Source organism: Viridibacillus sp. NPDC093762 (assembly GCF_050279675.1).
Taxonomy (GTDB): Bacteria; Bacillota; Bacilli; order Bacillales_A; family Planococcaceae; genus Viridibacillus.
In genome coordinates, this window is record NZ_JBNNUK010000001.1 from 108209 (window position 1) to 123914 (window position 15706).

Genomic DNA, 15706 nt, shown 5'->3' on the forward strand with positions numbered 1-15706 from the left:
TTATATAACATGAATATAAATATGAATAGAAAGAGTGGATTCAGTTGTTAAAGAAGATAAAGAAAAGTAAATACACTAAAAAGCTCATTACAAAAGCATTTAGGCTATTATCTAGAACACCTAGAAAGAAAAATTTAGTCATATTTGAAAGTTTCCATGGAAAACGTTATAGCGATAATCCGCGTGCCATTTATGAATACATGAAAGAAAATAATACGGAATACACACTGATCTGGAGTGTAGCTAAGGACAGCATACCTCTATTTGAAGAAATGGGCGTTCCGTACATGAGACGCTTTTCATTAAAATGGTTACTGAATTTCCCGCGTGCCGAGTACTGGGTCAACAACGTTCGCTTACCGAAGTGGATGCCAAGACCGAAAGAAACGGCGTATCTACAAACTTGGCATGGTACACCGCTGAAAAAACTAGGTACTGACATTGAAGAAGTATATATGCCAGGGACAAAAACAAACAAATATCGTAAAAATATTATTGCTGAGTCAAAAAACTGGAACTATTTAATAGCGCCAAATGCATATTCAGGAGAAATTTTAGCACGTGCATTTCACTTTAAAGGCAAAGTGATTGAGTCAGGATATCCACGAAATGATGCATTACAAAACACAGATCCAAGCAAAACTGAAAAAATCCGTAAGTCACTAAACATCCCAGAAGGTAAGAAAATCGTCCTATACGCACCAACATGGCGTGATGACCAATTCTTCAAAAAAGGGAAATACAAATTCGAATTCCAATTCGACATTCAAAAACTTAAAGAACAATACGGAGACGATTTCGTCCTACTTGCTCGCATGCACTACTTAGTATCAGAAAGCTTTAATTTCGCTCAATACGGAGACTTCATCAAAGACGTTTCAAACTACTATGACATTGCAGACTTATACTTAGTCAGCGACCTTTTAATCACTGACTACTCATCGGTATTCTTTGACTATGCTATCCTAGATCGCCCAATTATCTTCTACATGTACGACCTTGAAGATTACCGCGACCGTCTACGTGGCTTCTACATCGACATCGAAGCAGATGCACCAGGACTAATCGTCAAAGAACAGGACGAACTATTTACTGAAATTGGTCGTGCCCTAACTGAAGGCCACCATTCAAAAGAACAATTCGACCGCTTCGCAGAACGCTTCTGCGAATGGGAAGACGGCAAAGCCTCAGAACGCGTAGTCAACGAAGTATTCAAAAAATAAAACTAAACAAATAAAAAGCGAGAGAAAATATTATATTTTCCCCTCGCTTTTTTATTTGGCAAAGATAATCTTGAGCAGAGCTAAAATTCTTGCTGGTAGCGCCAAAACCAGAGCGAGTAGCGCCAAAGCCAGAGCGAGTAGCGCCAAAACTCGAGTGAGTAGCGCGAAAGCCCGTGAGTAGCGCCAAAGCCAGAATGAGTAGTGCTAAAGCCAGAGTGAGTAGCGCGAAAGCCAGAGCGAGTAGCGCTAAATCCCACGCGAGTAGCGCCAAAGCCAGAGTGAGAAGCGCTAAACCCCGAGCGAGTAGCGCTAAATCCCGCGAGTAGCGCCAAAGCCAGAGTGAGTAGCGTGAAAGCCAGAGTGAGTAGCGCGAAAGCCCGAGCGAGTAGCGCCAAAGCCAGAGCGAGTAGCGCCAAAACCCGAGTGAGTAGCGCTAAAGCCCGCGAGTAGCGCCAAAGCCAGAATGAGTAGTGCTAAAGCCAGAGTGAGTAGCGCGAAAGCCAGAGCGAGTAGCGCTAAATCCCACGCGAGTAGCGCCAAAGCCAGAGTGAGAAGCGCTAAACCCCGAGCGAGTAGCGCTAAATCCCGCGAGTAGCGCCAAAGCCAGAGTGAGTAGCGTGAAAGCCCGCGAGTAGCGCGAAAGCCAGAGCGAGTAGCGCCAAACCCCACGCGAGTAGCGCGAAAGCCAGAGTGAGAAGCGCTAAACCCCGAGCGAGTAGCGCTAAAGCCCGCGAGTAGCGCGAAAGCCCGAGCGAGTAGCGCGAAAGCCAGAGTGAGAAGCGCTAAAGCCCGAGCGAGTAGCGCGAAAGCCCGAGCGAGTAGCGCTAAAGCCCGCGAGTAGCGCCAAAGCCAGAATGAGTAGCGCGAAAGCCCGCGAGTAGCGCGAAAGCCAGAGCGAGTAGCGCCAAACCCCACGCGAGTAGCGCTAAACCCCGAGCGAGTAGCGCGAAAGCCCGCGAGTAGCGCCAAAGCCAGAGTGAGTAGCGCGAAAGCCCGAGCGAGTAGCGCCAAAGCCAGAGTGAGAAGCGCTAAACCCCGAGCGAGTAGCGCGAAAGCCCGCGAGTAGCGCGAAAGCCAGAGTGAGTAGCGCCAAACCCCACGCGAGTAGGGCGAAAGCCAGAGTGAGAAGCGCCAAAGCCCAAGCGAGTAGCGCCAAACCCCACGCGAGTAGCGCCAAAGCCAGAGTGAGAAGCGCCAAAGCCCGCGAGTAGCGCGAAAGCCAGAGTGAGAAGCGCCAAAGCCAGAATGAGTAGCGCTAAAGCCCATGCGAGTAGCGCGAAAGCCAGAGTGAGAAGCGCCAAAACCCGAGTGAGTAACGCTAAAGCCCGCGAGAAGCGCTAAACCCCGAGCGAGTAGCGCCAAAGCCCGCGAGTAGCGCCAAACCCCGAGCGAGAAGCGCCAAAGCCAGAGTGAGAAGCGCCAAAGCCCACGCGAGTAGCGCCAAAGCCCGAGCGAGTAGCGCCAAACCCCACGCAAGTAGCACCAAAGCCACCACGAGTAGCGCTAAACCCCACCCAATACGCACCCCAAACCCTACCCCAAAATCAAAATCTTTTCCCCTCATCAACACAACTGTTAATTTCTCTCAAATATTTACGTTTTGAAAACAGAATTAAAGGATATTATATGATATACTATGTTGTATGTTTTTATGGTAATATGTATAATATTTGGCGTGATAAAATGCCGTCATCATACACTTTCAAGACTTTTAACAGAGCTACATAATGATGGAAGATAGTATCGCCAAAAACGCGAAAATGCATCTTTTCGAAAACAATAGCGTCATGATAATCAATCATTCTACAATTAAGCTATCATTTATACGAAACAATGCGACAAAATCATCCCTTAATGAAATTCGAGGAATTGAGGAAAAAACAATATGAAAGCATTTATTAATATCATTAAAGAACAAATTTCGTCTTTTTATATGGTACAAAGACTAGCAAAGTTCCAACTAAAGATTGATAATCAGAACAACTATCTAGGCTTCATCTGGGAAGTACTTAACCCAGCGATTCAAATGGCTATGTATTATGTTGTCTTCGGACTTGGACTCAGAGGGAAATCAGAATTGGACGGAGTGCCCTATGTCTACTGGATGCTTGCAGGGATCTCGATGTGGTTCTTTATCAACAAAGCTATATTAAATGGTTCAAAAGCGATTTATCAAAAGTATTCAATGGTCGCCAAGATGAACTTTCCGTTATCAGTACTACCAAGCTACATCATTACTGGGAAGTTTTACGGTCACTTAACATTAGTAGGCGGCATTATGGTCGTCTTTTGGATAAAGGGTTACGCCCCGAGTATTTATTACATCCAGCTTATTTACTTCCTAGGGATGAGTTATATTTTTGCGTTTAGTGTTACACTATTAACTTCAACTTTGACAGTCGTAGTTCGTGATGTACAAATGCTAATCCAATCTGTATTACAAGGGATGTTCTTCTTATCACCAATTTTATGGGATCGTAGTGAAAACTTTCCTGAATGGCTACAAAGTTTATTGACACTAAACCCATTCTATTATTTAGCAAATGGATATCGCGCATCACTACTTTATAACAATTGGTATGTTGTTGAGCATTGGCAATTAACGTTATTTAACTGGGGACTTATTCTCGTCATATTGATAATTGGTTCATCAGCACACTATAAATTCAGAAACCGTTTCTCTGACTTTATCTAAAAGTAACATGGAGGACATAAAACATGGCAGAATCAGTCATTATAAAAAATGTAACTAAAAAGTATCGTATGTATAGATCAAAAAAAGAACAAATCGGCGATCTACTTTTCCCTGGTAAAATGGGCTCTGACTTCAATGCTATCGATGGCATATCATTTGCCGTAGAAGAAGGAGATGTAGTTGGGCTAGTAGGTATAAATGGTTCTGGTAAATCTACCCTTAGCAACATCATTGGCGGAATTATTCCTCCTACTTCAGGTGAAATCATTGCCAAGGGTGAGGTCAATGTTATCGCCATTAATGCAGGTTTAAACAACCAACTAACAGGTATCGAAAATATCGAATTTAAATGTCTATTAATGGGCTATAGCAAAGAAAAAATTGATGAAGTAACACCGCAAATTGTCGAATTCTCAGAACTAGGAGATTTCATCTATCAGCCTGTAAAGAAATACTCTAGTGGTATGAAGTCCAAACTAGGCTTTGCTATCAGCGTTACAGCTGACCCTGATATTATTGTTATAGATGAAGCGTTATCTGTAGGAGATCAAACTTTCGCAGACAAGTCACTAGCCAAGATGAATGAATACAAAAAACGCGGTAAAACGATCTTCTTCGTCAGCCATAACTTAAGACAAGTAACAAGTTTCTGTAACAAAATTGCTTGGATTGAAGGCGGTCAGCTTAGAGAATTTGGCCCGGCAAATGTCGTTATGAAAAACTACAATGATTTTATCAAACAGTACAACAAACTTTCATATGAAGATCAAATAGATTTCCAAAAGAAACTTGCAGATCGTCGTAAATATGGGTCCAAAAAGAAGAAATAAATAACGGCACTAGAAAGGATGTGAACCCCTAATGAAAAGAAAAATCTTCATGACAGCATGGGATATGGACATCGAAAAAGGCGGCATCAACAAAGTCATGCTCAAGCGCGCCAGCCTTTTTACTAATGACGAATACGATATTGAACTCCTAACAATGGATTTCAAATTTAACTATGACATCATTGAAAAAGAATTGAAGCTATCAGGGCAACTTCCGAAAAGCGCAAAAATAACAAACGTTTATGATTACTATAGAAGAAAATTTACAAAGAATACGATATCATCTGCAGCTCAATCTAAATTCGAACAACAGCTAAAGAAATTCGAAGAAGGATACTGGGTAGAAGATGGTGGTGAATTCGCTCGCTACTTCCAAAATGGGACTTATATAAAGTATAAAAAATGGCATGAAGATGGCACGATTAACTTTATCGATTACTTCGATGACAACCGAGTACGTATACGCCGTGAAGAATTCCATCATACTGGTTTCCTTCAGCGCGAAGTCCTTTATCATCCAAGTAACAACAAAAAGAACCAAGAGCGTTTCTATACGGAAGATGGTTTTTGCTTCTTATCACTTTGGTATAACAACAACAATGGTAAGCTTCAAAAAGTATACTTATTCAGTCCAGATTATGATAAGGTCGAATACTTCCCGTCGAGCAAAGAATTCCATGATTTCTGGCTAAACGAAATGTGTCGTGTAGAAGTCGTTAAACCTATCATCATTTGTGATGGCTCAGCACCAACAACGCGAGTGACATCAATTGACGATGAACTTGTCTATAAAATTTATATGTTACACTCAAATCATTTCGCTGCACCATACGAATTGGGTAGTCCATATAGAACAGTGTATCAAGCAAAACTCGATATCATTCCAAAGGGGTATCCGGTCGTAGTGCTAACAGAACAACAACGACTTGATCTACACAAAGAAATTGGTAACCGTGGCAATATCCATGTCATCCCAAACTGTGTAGAAGTGAATGATTTTAACGTCGAAAAGAATCCAAAGCTTGTGTCGATGATTGCCCGTTATAGTCCAGAAAAACGATTAGACGAAGCAATCAAAGCCTTCTCACGAGTTGTAGAACAAGTACCTGAAGCGAAGTTGCATATTTACGGTAATGGCAATGAAGAAGAGGCGCTAAATAAGTTGATTCAAGAGCTTAAGCTAGAAAACAGTGTTGAGCTTAAAGGTTACACAAACAAAGTGCATGAAGTACTTGCAGCATCATCTGTCTCGCTCGTTACTTCAGCATACGAAGGTTTCAGCCTAGCCATGCTCGAGTCACTTGCAAATAAGACACCAGTGATTAGCTATGACATCAACTATGGACCATCTCAAGTAATCGAAGACGGTGTAAATGGCTATCTTGTCCCAAATGGTGACCGTGAACAACTAGCGGAGAAAATCATTCATCTATTAAATAACCATGATTTAGTAGTGAAGATGGGGAAAGAAACACGTAACACTGTGCTAAAAGATTACACACCAGAGCGATACTATGAAAAGTGGTCAAAATTATTACAAGACGTCGTAAACGAAAATCATAATCTATATACACAAGAAATCTAAGAGTTGCCCTGGGCAGCTCTTTTTTTTTTGTCCCAAAACCTCATGAATCCCCAAAAATAATAAAAAACAATGAACTACAAATGCTATTCCACAATTTTGTAACATAATCGTAAAGACAAACTCTACTATGAATAAGCTATACTTAACGTGAATAGTGATAGGTCGATATACACATCAGATAGAATGGTACATTATATTACAAATTCTCTGCTTTTTTAAAATATATCGACAATTACATAAGTCATAAGATGTGATGATAAAGAACTAATTTAAGTATTACAACACAATTTTAATATAATTTACTATATAATGGAATGTGTGTATTCTAGTAATCTCATTTTTATAAGGCAAAAGTCTATAGTTCTGCATCAATTTAACCATTGTACGCAAACACCAGCTATATGATTGCCAATATCTAATGACCACCTATTTTGTCGACGTAACTTAAAAAAGCCCAAGCGATAACCATCAGTATCCAACATTTCTGACGCGTATATGAACCTATTAAAGTGAAAAAGAAAGGAAGTAGAATATGATAAAAAAACACGGTTGGACAATCATCTGTACCTTACTACTAGCAATTTTCGTCATTGGAGCTAACGGCACCGAAGCTGCGGAAAGCTACAAAACAACGGCAATTAGCAAGATCACAGTCATTAAATCTACAAAAGCGAAAATCTATCAACAACCAGACGCAAAGTCTACAAGCAAAGCCGCAACAACAGCTCAAACAAAACAAGTAATGATGAGCAATAAAAAAGCCACAACAGGTGGAGTGACATACTATGCCATCTACAAATTCGGAGATACGAAAAAAACACAATTAGGCTGGGTAAAATCTACCGACCTTAATATCCGAAACTACAGCCTAACTTCAACAAAAGCTCAAACATTCTATCTAAAAGGCTCCGGTAGAGGATATGTTAGTCCTTGGGGAAGTACAGATGCAATCTACACATCATTAAAAACATATAAAAACGCTAAATTTACAGCTACAACAACAATTACATCAACAAGCAAATGGTACCAAGGTAAGCTAAATGGCAAAACAGTATGGATTCACAACAGCCATCTATCAACAAAGCCAACTGTTGATACTTCAGAAGTTCCAACAGAAAAGCCTGTAGAAACGAGCGTTAGTTTCGTAGCTAAAGTTAAAAGCAGTTCAGCTAAAATTTTCAAAGATATCACTAAAGCATCAACATATACAAAAGCAGGAACTAGTAATATCAACACCGTTTTATATGTTAAAAAGAAAGCTACATATAAAGGAAGCAAATACTACCTACTAAGCACTAAAGAAAGTGCAACATCAGGCGTCATCGGCTGGATCAAATCAACAGATGCAACAGCCTATAACCATAAAGCAATCAGCACAAAATCTAAAACCCTTTCGTTAACTGGAACAGGATCAGCCTATACGAAAATTTGGGGCGGCACAAATGATGTTGCCATCAAAACCCTAACAAAATATAAAAACGCAAAATTTGTCGTAACAAAAACAGAAAGAATTGGTAACACAGATTGGTACCAAGGTAAAATCGGTACAAAAACAATTTGGATTTCATCAAAATATACAAAGGCATATGTCGAAGTAGCAGCAGAACCAGAAGAAACGGACGCGAGCTACCTTGGTCGACTTTCTAGTAACACAGTGAAAATCTACAAAGATATCACAAAACTAGAAGACTATATCTTAGCAGGTAGCACATATACCAATGAAACCTTCTACATAAAAAAAGAAGCGTCATTCGAAGATGAAGAATATTACCAAATTAGCCGCACAAACGACACATCAACAACTGTAGTAGGATGGGTAGAGGCAAGTGATGTAACTACATACGATAATTCACTTGTAGATACAACTAAATTTACAACTTACATTGCAGGGACAAGCAGTGCTTATAATATCCCTTATGGTACAACAAATAACATCGTCTACGACTTAAGTAAATACCGTGCAAAAACATTCAAAGTTACTCGCACAGAAAAAGTCGGCTCAAGTATTTGGTACCAAGGTACATTATCAAACAAAACAGTATGGATCAATTCAGCTTACGTAGAAACAAATCCATATATTGCACTTAACTTAAGAAAACCAACAGATCTAACAGCTACACAAATGCGCTCGTTCCTGATTAGTAAAGGAAAAACGACAGACAATGTACTTTACAAACTAGTACCATCATTCTTAGAAGTTCAAAACGAAGCAGGTATTAACGCACAGTTCATGCTAGCCCATGCAATTTTAGAAACAGGTTGGGGCAGCTCAGCTATTTCACAGTACAAAAACAACTACTTTGGTTTCCAAGCATATGACACATGTGCTTTCACATGTGCGAAGTACTTCCCAACAGGAAAAGATGGATTGAATGCCTACGCATATAAAATCTACCGTGATTACCTAACTACTACAGGTGCTTATTACAACGGTCCGACATTATTAGGTATGAATGTAAAATATGCGACAGACAAAGAATGGAGTCGTAAAATTGCCAACCTAATGGCACAGATGAAACCCTATAGTTCATCTGACTACAGCGGTAAAACAGCGAGTACAAAAGTTATGACAGCACCAAAAGAATATGATCATATTCTGCCAGAATCTAAAGCGCAACCAGCGCAATTCGTAAAATTACCAACAGATGTAACAGCAACAGTATCAGCGAGTAGCTTGAACATCTATTATATGCCATACGCGTATTCGAAAAAGATTGGAACTTACGGAAAAGAAAAAGTGATCACATTAAAGGCTTATCATACAGATGTACGTGACTTTAAAAACTCGAGTGGCAAAAACACACGCTGGTTACGTATTGCTTACAATGGCACACAAGGTTGGGTACGCACGGACGAGATTACGCTAGATAATCTATCGTTCACAAAAGACGAATCAAACCTACGCTCAAGTGCAGGAGCAACAGCAAGTGATACAATCCAAGAAGTAGTGCCAAACAACACACCACTTAAACACGTCTATACTATTTTCGGTAACAAGAAAAAAGAAAAAGTAGGAAAAGACACATGGTACCAAGTATATGCCCCTAAATCAGGCAAAAAACTATGGATCAGTGGCAGCCTATTAACAACATTCTAATATATAAGGCCCCTTGCAAACGCAGGGGGTCTTATTTTGTCTAAAGAGAAAAATTCCATCATCTAAAACTCCACAAATTCCACCAAATAATGCGGATTCATTCTAAAGAACAATCATTTAAGGGAGTATTACAATTCAAGTAGATCATACAAAAACACATAAAAAGGTGCAAAAAGAGATTCCTCCAATACATGTTGCTCACATAACTAAAAAACATCATCAATCAGGACGTGAATATTCTGCTAAATAACAAACAATTAAGTTAACGCAACAAACAACGAATTTAACGTAACAAACACTCGAGTTAGCGCAATAAATACCTCAGAAAACGCAACAAACCACCCCCACAACAAAATAATGTATATGGATAATATTGGTTTAAAGCCAAATTACTAGTATACTAAAAAAGAACAAAATAGATTGGAGATGAAAGAAATGAAAATGATGAAGTACATAGTAATGATGGCGGTGATGGTCATGATATCCGTATGTCTAAACAGTACTATAGGCCATGCTGAGGAATTTTATGAAACAATCCCACTAAACAAAACGCTATCAAAAACATTGATTATGGATGAAAACAAAGAAGCAGGGAATATGTATCAAGTGAAAATACCAAAAGATGGGGTTGCAAAACTTCAAATCGAGTCCCCAAAAAACAAAGAATTCACGCTGTTCCTTATGAGTGGCTTAGAAAATGTAGGCATACTTGATCCGAAAGTGAATTCACCAATTATTAGCTATGCCATCAGTTCAAAAGAAGCCGATTACAACAAATCAATTATGACCGATTCAGTCGGTGTAAAAAAGGGAACTTACTATGTATTTGCCTTCACAGAAGGGAATGTTGAGAAAGTAAAGTTCAAAGTATCCTTCAAAGCAGCATCTAACTACGAAAAGGAAAACAACAACACGATAAAAACTGCGACACCGATCAAGCTTGGTAGCACATATAAAGCAGACATTAAGATGTATGATAGGAAAGATTATTACAAAGTCACAGTGCCTAAAAAGACGAAGCTCCAAATTACAGTAAAGAAACAACTAAAAGCGCCATTTAAAATTGCACTACAAAATAGCGAGAAGCAAACAATCAAACAACTGAAGATGAAATCATTAAACAATACATTAACACACACAGGTACGGTAACAGTAGATAAAGGAACATACTATGTGAATGTATCAAGTGGAGTATATTTCGGAACCTCATCTGATTATGACAAAGCACCTTACACGATTAAAGTGAATACTACTAAGTAGAAAATAGCGTCACTAGTGACGTAAAAGAAATATTACAACCTGTAACATTTAACATGCAGGTTGTAATATTTGTAATGGAAGAATAGGCATGTTATTAAAAGTAGAATCATATAAATCACAAACAATAAAATGATAGCGCTTACAATAATGCGTGTGAATAGTGAAAATATTGCTATATAATAGGAAGAAACTCTATATAAATATTAGCGAGCGGATCAAGAAAGAAGAAGAGTAGGGCAGTTATCTTCTATATGAGCATGTGTCTTATGTTACAAGAAAGAAACTAGCAGTATAAGTTATGATATATTTTTAAGTATTTTGTTAAAAAAATACCTTAATTGGTATTATATTACTAACTTTACAGTCGTTATCGTAATAATCTCATAGGTTTTGTATAAAATTGCTAATATCTCTCAGTTTTACTAATAATTTTGTTAAACATAGCATTATAGTATTAAAGTAACGAATAACTACAAATCTATGGAAGAAAAAAGGGTGGAAATTCTCCTATATATAAACGATAATTAGGCTTAAGCATGATTAGCTGATGAAAAACAAAACAGCGAAATGCTAATCATATCCAATAAGGGAGGATTTTTTAAAAATGGGTAAATTCAATCTAAAATTTGTAAAACCTGTCGCATCACTAGCAATCGGTGCAGCAGTATTAACAGGATCATTCGCAGTATCTGGTGCTGCTGATACAGCTTTCGCAAAAGCAGCAACTGTAAAAGTTTCTAAAGGTAAATTGGTATCTGCAAAATCAGGTAAAGCGGTGAAAGGTTACAAATCTTACAAAGGTGTTCTTTACAAGAACGGTAAGAAATTCACTGGCCTTTACAAAAATACTTATTACAAAACAGGTAAAAAAGGCACTGGCCTTTACAAAAACGTATACTACAAAGCTGGTAAAAAAGGTAGCGGCTGGGTAGGAAGCGGTTCTTCTAAAAAATGGTACCAAGATGGTAAATTACTAACAGGTCTTGGTAAAAACTCTGGTAAACTATTTATCAAAGGGAAATACGCTAACGGTATCGTAACTTACAAAGGTCAAGAAAAACTATACAAAGACGGCGTTGTAGTGAAAACTGTAGTTGATGCAGCTAAAGCTATTAACAACACAACTGTTGAAGTAACATTCGCAGAAGCTCAAAAAGCTAGCGATATCTCAGCTGGACGTTTCAAAATCGAAGGCTTAGAAGTTACTAACGCTTCAGTTAAACAAACTGACGACAAAGTTATTGTATTAACAACTGCTGCTCAAACTGGTGGTAAAACTTACACTGTAGCTCTTGATGGCGTGAAATCACGTACATTCAAAGGTGTATCTAACGTATTACCAACAGCTATCACTAACGTAACTCCTTCTTTACAAGGTATTATCGGTAAAGAAGTAACTGTTAAAACTCAAGTTGATGTTCCAGCTGGACAATCTAAAGAAGGTATCGCTGTAACATTCAACATCACTAACTCTGCAGATACTTCTGTAGGTAACTTCGGTAAGAAAATCACTGCTGAAGCATTTACGGATGCTAACGGAGTAGCTTCTTACTCTTACACTCAATATGTAGCAGGTACAGATGATACTGTTGAAGCTTATCCAACTGGTAACGCATCATTAAAAGCTACTGCTGCTAAAGTTTACTGGGGTAATACTGAACGTTTAACTATTACTGAAGTAACAACTGGTAATGCATTAGCAAACGGTTCTAAAAAAGTTTACAAAGTTAAAGCTCAAAACTATGCAACTGCATATGATGCTAACAATAAAGCATTATACAACTATGTAAACGTTGCATTTGCTGAAAATGTAAACGTAACTCCTGACAAATTAGTTCGTGGAGCATCAATTGAAGACACAGGTATTTCAGGTAACGCTTCATACCCATCTCAAGTAACAACTGGTGGCGTAAATAAAGTACAAGTTAAATTAGATGCTAACGGTGAAGCAACATTCACAGTTACTGGTTCTAATGCTGCTGTAACGCCAATCGTTTTCGTTGACGCTGCTACTAAAGATGATAAATTAGCTTCAACTGAGTTACAAGCTAAAGCAGCAACTGTTACATTCGCACTTAGCCATACTTTAGGTTTAGCAGTTAAAGCTGAAGGCGTTCAAAACGCTGCTGCAATTAATGTTGGCAATGCTAACAACAAAGGTACTGGTGAAGGTGGACGTTCTTACACTGTAACTGTTACTGACAAAGATGGTAAAGTAGCTCCAGCTGGTACTAAAGCTTATGTAACGTTTGCTGAAGGAAGCTATAGCACTGATAAAAAAGCTTACATTTTAAATGGTACTTCTAGAGTAGAAGCAAATAAAACTGTTCGTCATGAAATTTCAGTAACAGGTACAAAAGGTGAAGCAACATTCACTTTAGTAGGTGATCATGATGCTTATGCTGCTCCAACTGTTTACTTAGAAAACGGTAAAGAATTTGGATTAGATAAAGCTGATTTACAAATTGTAGGTGAAACAACTTACTTCGTAAATGCAGTAGTTAATAATGCACTATTAACTGTTGTAGATGCAGATGGTAAAGAAGTTACTACATTACCAACTACTAAAACTGCATACTTTAACTACGATTCTGTAGATCAAAATGAATTTGAGTACTTCACTGGTAATGGAAACTACGAAGTTTCTTACCAAGTAACAGCTCACTTTGCTGATGTTACAGCTAATGGTAAAGTAGTTAAAAAAGGTACAACTGAAACTATCAAAGTGAATGCTTCTGCTGGTAAAGCAGTATTAGCAGTAACTTCTGAAAATGTTGGATCTAACGTAACTGTAAATGCTTCTGCTTCACAAGCAAGCTTACCAAACAAAACAGCTTCAATTGCATTTACTAAAGGTTCTCAATTACCTGCAGTTTACACTGGTGTAATTTCAAGTATTGATACATCTAAAAATACTTTAACATTTGCTGGTTATGATGCAATTAAATATTCAACTTCTTCATTCAAAAACGAACAAGGCATTGTAATTAACGAAGCTAAATTCGAAGAGTATGTAACAGATGCACTTGCAGCTAAGAAAAAAGTAACTGTTTCTGCTGTTCAAGGTACAGATGGCACTTACGTTCTTGAAATTGAGAAAATTGAAAATGGTTCTGTTGTAACTGGTACAATTACTAAAGCAGAATTAAACGCTGCTGGTGATGAACTTACAGTTACATTTGATAAAGACTTAAAAGCTTCTTCAGTCGTTTATGCTGACTTTACACTTACTGGTGTTGCATCTGGATCTATTAAGTCGGTTTCAGGAAATAAAGTTGTATTAAATGTAACGGGTGCATCAACTTCAAGTACTGTAGCTGTAGCTGCTGACAGTGTAGAATTTACTGATGGATCTTCAAATAGTGCAATTACTGCTAAACCTGTAACTCAACCAGTTGTAAATAAAATTTCAACTTTATCTACAACTAAACAAAACATTAAAGGTGCTACAGAAGTTCTAGCTAAGGGCGATGTAACAGTAGACACTAAAACAGTTACAGCTACTGTAACTGCAGGTGAAGATCAAGCTGCATACAATGGCTTGAAAATTAAATTTGTAGGATCTACAACTGCTGCAACTCCTTCAGCTGCATACAATTCTTCTGACAAAGAAGTAACTGTAACTTTAGGATATTCTGATGGAAATAATACTCTATCTAATGTTAACACTGCAATCCAAGGTTTAGCTGCTCATGGTACAATTGATTTCGCTAAAATCACATTGACTGGTACGGCTTTAGAATCTGCAGATGTAGCTACTGCTAAAACTATTACATTAGGAAAAGGTGTAACTGCTGCTACTGCTACTGCAGGTGTATATGCATTTACTATTTCTAATAACTTATCTTCTGGTGATGTAATCACTGTTAACGGTAAATCTTATGTAGCGGGTACTGACTTTACGGTTGGTTCAACAAACGTAGTAACTGCAACTAACTTAGCTGTTGCAATTGAAGCTACTGATAAACGTTTCGCAACAGTAACAAGTGCAGCTGGTGTAATTACATTAACTGATGCTACTGCTGATGGCGCTGCTAAACCAACACTATCAATTAAATAATTAACCAATCAATTGGTGTACAGTCACCCAAATAGTCGTGAACTTCACGTTAGTTTGAACAATTGATACAGAATAAGTCTTAGTGACTAGCCCCTAATCTCTTCGGAGGTTAGGGGTTTTCTGTTTGCTGTAATAAGTGAGATTTCAAATATATATCATAATCATGATTGAATCAGAAGCCTTAATACCACTGGTATTAGGGCTATTTTTATTGGAGGAGGAATGAAACATGAATGAAGGTAAAAGAGCTTCAAAAACAAATTGTGATTAAAAAAGGGAAGGGTGAACAAGATGACGACTCTAGGACGTTTTTGGTTGGCTTTAGAAAAGGTTTCTAAGGAAGAAGTAGATTTGAAGGACGTTGGTCATGAAACAATAGAATTGTATCGAGATGAATTAGATACAAACTTAATACCAGCGGATGAAATGAAGAACTTACCAGATGAGGTTCTCGTATCATCAGCTAATTTATAGATGAAAAAAGTGATGAGTACTTAATGATTGATATTACATTATATGAAAATTCTGAACAATTAAGTACTGTTTGGATGAAAAATGGAGAAGTAATTGAAGAACCGACTCAATGATTAGGGGAGGAGGGAAACTCACGACGTTTCTAATAAGAATCTCTCGACATAAGTAAATGGCATTGGCATGGAAACAGGAAAGTACATGAGATACATAGTATGTGCTTATTTGGCGCGCCTATAAACTGCCGACATTATGATATAACTGTCGCGAGTGATGGGAGGAGAATAACTCTTTATAAGGAAATTAAACATGTATGTAATAAGAAAAAAAAGACCACCAATAAAAATATGAAGGTCTTTAAAAACAATGAGGTATATAATTTTCATTGTATATCGAGAGATACCACTTTTAAGAATAAATGAATATGTAAAAGGATGTCCAAAAATCATCTTCCCAATTATGTAGAATCGAACACAATAAAATAT

Annotated in this window: 8 protein-coding genes; all 8 read left to right on the top strand. The window is 38.0% G+C overall.

Going from position 1 to position 15706, the window contains the following annotated elements; genetic code table 11:
* The first annotated feature begins 44 nt into the window (after window positions 1-44).
* The 8 genes from ACQKM9_RS00550 to ACQKM9_RS00585 all read left to right on the top strand — a co-directional run bounded on the left by ACQKM9_RS00550 (window position 45) and on the right by ACQKM9_RS00585 (window position 15224).
* Window positions 45-1223 carry a CDP-glycerol glycerophosphotransferase family protein gene (locus tag ACQKM9_RS00550; protein WP_427731691.1) on the top strand — a complete coding sequence of 393 codons (1179 nt, stop codon included), beginning with the start codon at window positions 45-47 and terminating at the stop codon, window positions 1221-1223.
* Between the two features lie 1885 nt (window positions 1224-3108).
* Entirely contained in the window at window positions 3109-3918 is an 810-nt protein-coding gene (locus ACQKM9_RS00555) for an ABC transporter permease (protein WP_427731693.1), read from the top strand.
* Between the two features lie 23 nt (window positions 3919-3941).
* Entirely contained in the window at window positions 3942-4748 is an 807-nt protein-coding gene (tagH, locus tag ACQKM9_RS00560) for a teichoic acids export ABC transporter ATP-binding subunit TagH (protein WP_427731695.1), read from the top strand.
* A gap of 31 nt (window positions 4749-4779) precedes the next feature.
* Complete coding sequence (locus ACQKM9_RS00565) at window positions 4780-6333, top strand: glycosyltransferase (RefSeq protein ID WP_427731697.1); 1554 nt, start codon at window positions 4780-4782, stop codon at window positions 6331-6333.
* A 532-nt stretch (window positions 6334-6865) separates the two neighbouring features.
* Window positions 6866-9430 carry a GW dipeptide domain-containing protein gene (locus ACQKM9_RS00570; protein WP_427731699.1) on the top strand — a complete coding sequence of 855 codons (2565 nt, stop codon included), beginning with the start codon at window positions 6866-6868 and terminating at the stop codon, window positions 9428-9430.
* Between the two features lie 435 nt (window positions 9431-9865).
* The gene (locus tag ACQKM9_RS00575; RefSeq protein ID WP_427731701.1) at window positions 9866-10690 is read left to right on the top strand and encodes a pre-peptidase C-terminal domain-containing protein; all 825 of its coding nucleotides are present in this window, start codon (window positions 9866-9868) and stop codon (window positions 10688-10690) included.
* A 604-nt stretch (window positions 10691-11294) separates the two neighbouring features.
* Window positions 11295-14750, top strand: coding sequence for an S-layer homology domain-containing protein (locus ACQKM9_RS00580; RefSeq protein WP_427731703.1), 3456 nt, complete (start codon window positions 11295-11297; stop codon window positions 14748-14750).
* A gap of 315 nt (window positions 14751-15065) precedes the next feature.
* Window positions 15066-15224: a hypothetical protein gene (locus ACQKM9_RS00585; RefSeq protein ID WP_427731705.1), complete on the top strand. Its 159-nt coding sequence runs from the start codon at window positions 15066-15068 to the stop codon at window positions 15222-15224.
* Window positions 15225-15706 lie beyond the last annotated feature (482 nt).